Genomic DNA, 6,030 nt, shown 5'->3' with positions numbered 1-6,030 from the left:
GATGCAGTGGACCACGGCCTACACCGAGAGCGTCCACACCTACGCGAACACCATCAACACCCACGAGGGCGGCACCCACGAGGAGGGCTTCCGCGCCGCGCTGACCACGCTGGTCAACCGCTACGCGCGCGCGAACAACCTCCTCAAGGAGAAGGACGAGAACCTCTCGGGCGACGACATCCGCGAGGGCCTCACCGCCGTGGTCTCGATCAAGCTCGGCGAGCCGCAGTTCGAGGGCCAGACCAAGACCAAGCTCGGCAACACCGAGGCGAAGGCGTTCGTGCAGCGCGTCGCCGGCGAGCAGCTGGCCGACTGGTTCGACCGCAACCCGAGCCAGGCCAAGGACATCATCCGCAAGGCGATCCAGGCGGCCTCGGCCCGCATGGCGGCGCGGAAGGCGCGCGAGACCGCCCGCCGCAAGGGCCTGCTCGAGGGCGGCGGCATGCCGGGCAAGCTCAAGGACTGCCAGTCCAAGGACCCGTCGATCTCCGAGATCTTCATCGTCGAGGGCGACTCGGCCGGCGGATCCGCAGTGCAGGGCCGCAACCCCGAGACGCAGGCGATCCTCCCCCTGCGCGGCAAGATCCTCAACGTCGAGAAGGCCCGACTCGACCGCGCTCTCGGCAACAACGAGGTCCAGGCGATGATCACGGCATTCGGCGCCGGCATCGGCGAGGACTTCAACCCCGACAAGGCGCGGTACCACAAGATCATCCTGATGGCCGACGCCGACGTCGACGGCCAGCACATCACGACGCTGCTGCTGACGCTCCTCTTCCGCTACATGCGCCCGCTGATCGACCTCGGCTACGTCTACCTCGCGCAGCCGCCGCTGTACCGCCTGAAGTGGTCGAACTCCCCGCACGAGTACGTCTACAGCGACCGCGAGCGCGACGCCCTGATCACGCACGGCTCGGCGACCAACAAGCGCATGCCCAAGGAGAACGGCATCCAGCGCTACAAGGGCCTCGGCGAGATGGACTACAAGGAGCTGTGGGAGACCACGATGGACCCCGCCACGCGGACCCTCCTCCAGGTCACGCTCGATGACGCGGCCGCAGCCGACGAGATCTTCTCCACCCTCATGGGCGAGGACGTCGAATCCCGCCGCTCCTTCATCCAGAAGAATGCGAAGGACGTCCGTTTCCTGGACATCTGACCGCTCAGCGTGGCGGCGCCCGGATCGCACCGCGATCCGAAAGGCGGCAGCCCCGCGGCACACGGCCGCGGCCCCGGCCACCTGCAGGACGTGACGGCGGCCCTCAATGGGCCGCACCAACACCGCCGAACCGCCACCCGCTCGCCCCACACCACCCACCGACACCTGACACCCAGCGCGACCGCCGCCCCCGCTCCTCCGGGGCACGGACCCACCTGAGAGACCAGAGACCATGGCAGAAGAACCCACCACCCCCACCGGCCCGGACGAGAGCGACGACATCGTCACCGAGACCGGTGTGGTGATCCACGGTCACGACAAGATCGAGCCGGTCGACCTGCAGCTCGAGATGCAGCGCTCCTACCTCGACTACGCGATGAGCGTCATCGTCGGCCGCGCCCTGCCGGAGGTGCGCGACGGCTTGAAGCCCGTGCACCGCCGCGTGATCTACGCCATGTACGACGGCGGCTACCGCCCGGACAAGGCGTTCTCGAAGTGCTCGCGCGTCGTCGGCGACGTGATGGGCCAGTTCCACCCGCACGGCGACTCCGCGATCTACGACGCGCTGGTCCGCCTGGTGCAGCCGTGGAGCCTCCGCTACCCGCTCGCGCTCGGGCAGGGCAACTTCGGCTCCCCCGGCAACGACGGCGCGGCCGCCCCCCGGTACACCGAGACCAAGATGGCGCCGCTCGCGCTCGAGATGGTCCGCGACATCGACAAGAACACCGTCGACTTCCAGGACAACTACGACGGCCGCACGCGCGAGCCCGCGATCCTGCCGGCCCGGTTCCCGAACCTGCTGGTCAACGGCTCCGTCGGCATCGCAGTCGGCATGGCGACCAACATCCCGCCGCACAACCTGCGCGAGGTCGCCGCCGGTGCGAAGTGGGCGCTCGAGAACCCGGACGCGACGCGCGAGGAGCTCCTCGAGGCGCTGCTGCAGCGGATCAAGGGACCCGACTTCCCCACCGGTGCGCAGATCCTCGGCGTCCGCGGCATCCAGGACGCCTACCGCACCGGCCGCGGCTCCATCACGATGCGCGCCGTCGTCTCCATCGAGGAGATCCAGGGCCGCACCTGCCTCGTCGTCACCGAGCTGCCGTACCAGGTGAACCCGGACAACCTGGCGATCAAGATCGCCGAGCTGGTCAAGGACGGGCGCGTCTCGGGCATCGCCGACATCCGCGACGAGACCTCCGGTCGCACCGGCCAGCGCCTCGTCGTCGTCCTCAAGCGCGACGCCGTGGCGAAGGTGGTTCTGAACAACCTCTACAAGCACACGCCGCTGCAGGAGAACTTCGGCGCGAACATGCTCGCGATCGTCGACGGCATCCCGCGCACGCTCTCGCTGGACGGCTTCATCCGCGCCTGGGTCGACCACCAGGTCGAGGTCATCGTGCGCCGCACCCAGTACCTCCTCGACGAGGCGGAGGCGCGGATCCACATCCTGCGCGGCTACCTCAAGGCGCTCGACGCGCTCGACGAGGTCATCGCCCTCATCCGCCGCTCCCCCACCGTCGAGGAGGCGCGCGACGGCCTGATGGAGCTGCTCGACATCGACGAGGTGCAGTCCCGCGCCATCCTCGACATGCAGCTGCGCCGCCTCGCGGCCCTCGAGCGCCAGAAGATCATCGACGAGCACGACCGGATCCAGGCCGAGATCGAGGACTACAAGTCGATCCTCGCGAGCCCCGAGCGCCAGCGCACCATCATCTCGGACGAGCTCGACGAGATCGTGGACCGCTTCGGCGACGACCGCCGCACCGAGATCCTCTTCGGGTTCGACGGCGACATGAGCGTCGAGGACCTGATCCCCGAGGAGGAGATGGTCGTCACCGTCACCCGCGGCGGTTACCTCAAGCGCACCCGGAGCGACTCCTACCGGGCCCAGCACCGCGGCGGCCGCGGCGTGCGGGGTGCGCAACTGAAGGCCGACGACATCGTCGAGCACTTCTTCGTCACCACCACGCACCACTGGCTCCTGTTCTTCACGAACACCGGCCGCGTGTACCGCGCCAAGACCTACGAGCTGCAGGAGGCCGGCCGCGACGCCAAGGGCCAGCACATCGCGAACCTGCTCGCGCTGGAGCCGGGGGAGCAGATCGCGCAGATCCTCGACATCCGCGACTACGAGGCGGCCCGCTACCTCGTCCTCGCCACGCGCGACGGCCTCGTGAAGAAGACGGCCCTCTCGGAGTACGACACGAACCGCTCCGGCGGCATCATCGCGATCAAGCTGCGCGACGGCGACGAGCTCGTCTCGGCGCTCCTGGTGGAGGAGGACAGCGACGTGCTGCTGGTCTCCCGCAAGGGCATGTCGATCCGCTTCACCGCGTCCGACGAGGCGCTGCGTCCGATGGGCCGCTCCACCTCCGGTGTCCGCGGCATGTCGTTCCGCGGGGAGGACCGCCTCCTCGACGCCAACGTCGTCAGCGACGAGGGCTTCGTGTTCGTGGTCACCGAGGGCGGCTACGCCAAGCGCACCGCGGTCGACCAGTACCGACTCCAGGGACGCGGCGGCCTGGGCATCAAGGTGGCCAAGCTGGAGGAGAAGCGCGGCGACCTCGTGGGCGCCATCATCACCGGAGAGGACGACGAGGTGCTCGTCGTGCTCGCCAGCGGCAAGGTGGTACGCTCTGCGGTGGCCGAGGTACCGGCCAAGGGTCGCGACACCATGGGAGTCGTCTTCGCACGATTCGCTGAGGACGACCGCATCATCGCACTCGCCAAGAACACCGAACGCAATCTCGACGCCCAGGACGAGGATCCCGACGCCGCGGCGCCGGCCGAGTCCGCTCCGGTGTCGGAGGAGGATGGGTCCGTAGATGAGTAGCACCGTCGCCGAGAAGCTCGCCAGGAAGTCCGCGAAGAGCCCGGCGGCGAAGCAGGTCCGCCTGAAGCTCGTCTACGTCGACTTCTGGTCGGCCGTGAAGCTCTCGTTCCTGCTGGGCCTGACGCTCGCGATCATCACGATCGTCGTCGTCTACCTGGTCTACACGGTCCTGGCCCAGACGGGCGTGTTCGATGAGGTCAACGGCCTCGTGCAGGACATCGCCGGCGCGGAGGCGTTCGACCTCAACACGATCATCTCGCTGCCGCAGGTCATGGGCTTCGCGATCGTCGTCGCGGTGCTGAACACCATCGTCACCACCGCGCTCGGCGCGATCGTGGCGCTGCTGTACAACCTCAGCGTCAAGATCACCGGCGGCCTCCTGGTCGGCTTCACCAACCAGTAGGGCGCACGGTCCGGCCGATTGGGATTCCTGCTCGATGTCGGGTAGAGTCTCCTCTGGCCATTCCGGGGGTATAGCTCAGGCGGTTAGAGCGCTTCACTGATAATGAAGAGGTCCCAGGTTCAAGTCCTGGTACCCCCACCCGGTCCGAACGGCCCGTCACCTCGCGGTGGCGGGCCGTTCGACTCTCGGAGACGGGTCATCCCGTCTCCGGCCCGGGGCCTTAGCTCAGTTGGTAGAGCGCCTGCTTTGCAAGCAGGATGTCAGGAGTTCGAATCTCCTAGGCTCCACACTTCCTCTCCCCTCACGGGTGCGCCCTTTCGCAGGATCCTCTGCTCGGACAGCCGAGCCGCCCGCTCAGCGGTCCGTGCAGGCGAGACCGAGGAACTGCTGCACCGAGAGGGTCTCGGACGTCCCGTCGCGGATGTCGCCGACGATGATCTCGCCGACGGAGAGAGTGTCGAACTGCTCGGCCGTGAAGACGACCGGACGGGCGAGCACGGAGCGGTCGGTCGCGTAGGCGCCGAGCGCGAGGTCGACGCCGAGCGGGAACCGCTCGATCACCGTGTCGGCCGGCCACACCGTGGAGCCGGAGAGGTCGGTCGCGCCCAGCTGCGTGACGGGCGACGGGGAGACCCAGCGGGTGACTCTCCGCAGTCCGTCGCCGATGGTCAGGGGGGCGGAGTCGGAGGCGGCGAGGTCGAGGCCGTCGACGGACCCCGAGCACACGACGACGACCCCGAGGACCTCTCCCCGCTCGCCACCCCGTCCGAGCCCTACCGCGGCCGTGGTCACCGGCTCTTCGGAGGCGCACCCCGAGAGCGCCAGGGCGCCGAGCAGCACGACGGTGCTCGCGAGCGCGGCGCGACGGTGCATGGGTCCTCCCGCGGCCACCCTACGCGGGCAGGGCGAGGGCCAGCGCGGCGAGAGCCTGCGGGAGGGAGGGGGCGCCCTCCGCTCGGAAGACCACCTCTCCGGTCGTGCCGCGCACGACGACCGTGGGGGTCGAGCGGATGCCGGCGGCCTCGGCCTCGACGGGGTGGAAGGCCACGTCGCGCTCGCGGATCTCGGCGGCGGGGACGAGCTCCGCAGCACGCTCCAGCACCGAGCGCGCGGCATGGCAGGCGCCGCAGAAGGCGGAGGTGTAGAGCTCGACGATCACGACGAGGGGAACGTCGGCGCCCGGCCGGGGATTCCCGGGCACCGTCAGCGGAGGAGCCAGGCCTCGTTCATGGTGAGGGCCGCATCGACGAGCTCGACGCGCTCCAGCTCCTCGACGTCGCTCAGGGGGAACCAGGCGGCCGCGTCCGTGGAGCCGTCCACCTCGTGGGTGAGCTCGCCGCCCACGATGCGGGCGCGGTAGACGACGCGGATGGCGTGCAGAGGTCCGGCCTCGGGATCACTGCGGCGGTGCGCGGGGATCACGTGCGAGTCCACGCCGATGAGGGCCTCGAGCTCGGCGCGGTAGCCCGTCTCCTCGAAGATCTCGCGGACCGCGGCGTCGGCGGGCGACTCGCCCTCGTCGATCCCGCCGCCCGGAAGCGTCCAGGCCGACCAGGGCCCCTGGCTCCAGTGCGCGAGCAGCATCCGCTCGCCGTCGATGATCACGCCGTACGCGGCGACCCGGATGTCCACCGC

The 6,030-nt window shown here is 69.4% G+C and carries 6 protein-coding genes and 2 tRNA genes; 5 read left to right on the top strand and 3 right to left on the bottom strand.

Annotated elements, in window-relative coordinates:
• From C5D44_RS07660 to C5D44_RS07640, 5 genes are all read left to right on the top strand, one after another.
• Positions 1-1,159 (top strand): toprim domain-containing protein (locus C5D44_RS07660; protein ID WP_258067907.1); only part of this gene is annotated, 1,159 nt, incomplete at its 5' end.
• Between the two features lie 232 nt (positions 1,160-1,391).
• The gene (gene gyrA, locus C5D44_RS07655; RefSeq protein WP_104222674.1) at positions 1,392-3,992 is read left to right on the top strand and encodes a DNA gyrase subunit A; all 2,601 of its coding nucleotides are present in this window, start codon (positions 1,392-1,394) and stop codon (positions 3,990-3,992) included.
• On the top strand, positions 3,985-4,395 hold the full coding sequence (locus C5D44_RS07650; protein WP_104222673.1) for a DUF3566 domain-containing protein: 411 nt from the start codon (positions 3,985-3,987) through the stop codon (positions 4,393-4,395). Before gyrA ends, C5D44_RS07650 begins: the two co-directional genes overlap by 8 nt.
• A gap of 64 nt (positions 4,396-4,459) precedes the next feature.
• Positions 4,460-4,533 (top strand) — tRNA-Ile (locus C5D44_RS07645).
• Between the two features lie 76 nt (positions 4,534-4,609).
• A tRNA-Ala gene (locus C5D44_RS07640) sits at positions 4,610-4,682 on the top strand.
• 67 nt (positions 4,683-4,749) lie between these two features.
• Here the strand turns inward: C5D44_RS07640 and C5D44_RS07635 are convergent.
• Genes C5D44_RS07635 through C5D44_RS07625 form a run of 3 tightly spaced genes read right to left on the bottom strand, consistent with a single transcriptional unit; the run spans position 4,750 to position 6,027 of the window.
• Entirely contained in the window at positions 4,750-5,268 is a 519-nt protein-coding gene (locus C5D44_RS07635) for a hypothetical protein (protein ID WP_104281309.1), read from the bottom strand.
• 19 nt (positions 5,269-5,287) lie between these two features.
• Positions 5,288-5,596, bottom strand: a complete 309-nt coding sequence (locus tag C5D44_RS07630) for a thioredoxin family protein (protein WP_258067906.1) — start codon at positions 5,594-5,596, stop codon at positions 5,288-5,290.
• Positions 5,597-5,598: 2 nt separating this feature from the next.
• A complete protein-coding gene (locus C5D44_RS07625; protein ID WP_104222671.1) occupies positions 5,599-6,027 on the bottom strand; it encodes an NUDIX hydrolase in 429 nt (142 codons plus the stop codon).
• Between the last annotated feature and the right edge of the window lie 3 nt (positions 6,028-6,030).

Source organism: Rathayibacter sp. AY1B5 (genome assembly GCF_002932795.1).
Lineage (GTDB): Bacteria > Actinomycetota > Actinomycetes > Actinomycetales > Microbacteriaceae > Rathayibacter.
Note: the sequence above shows the minus strand (reverse complement) of the source record. Positions and strands in the feature narration are given on the sequence as shown.

Coding starts and splice junctions, on each gene's coding strand:
- gyrA (WP_104222674.1), top strand. CDS start 1,392: ATGGCAGAAGAACCCACCACCCCCACCGGCCCGGACGAGAGCGACGAC.
- C5D44_RS07650 (WP_104222673.1), top strand. CDS start 3,985: ATGAGTAGCACCGTCGCCGAGAAGCTCGCCAGGAAGTCCGCGAAGAGC.
- C5D44_RS07635 (WP_104281309.1), bottom strand. CDS start 5,268: ATGCACCGTCGCGCCGCGCTCGCGAGCACCGTCGTGCTGCTCGGCGCC.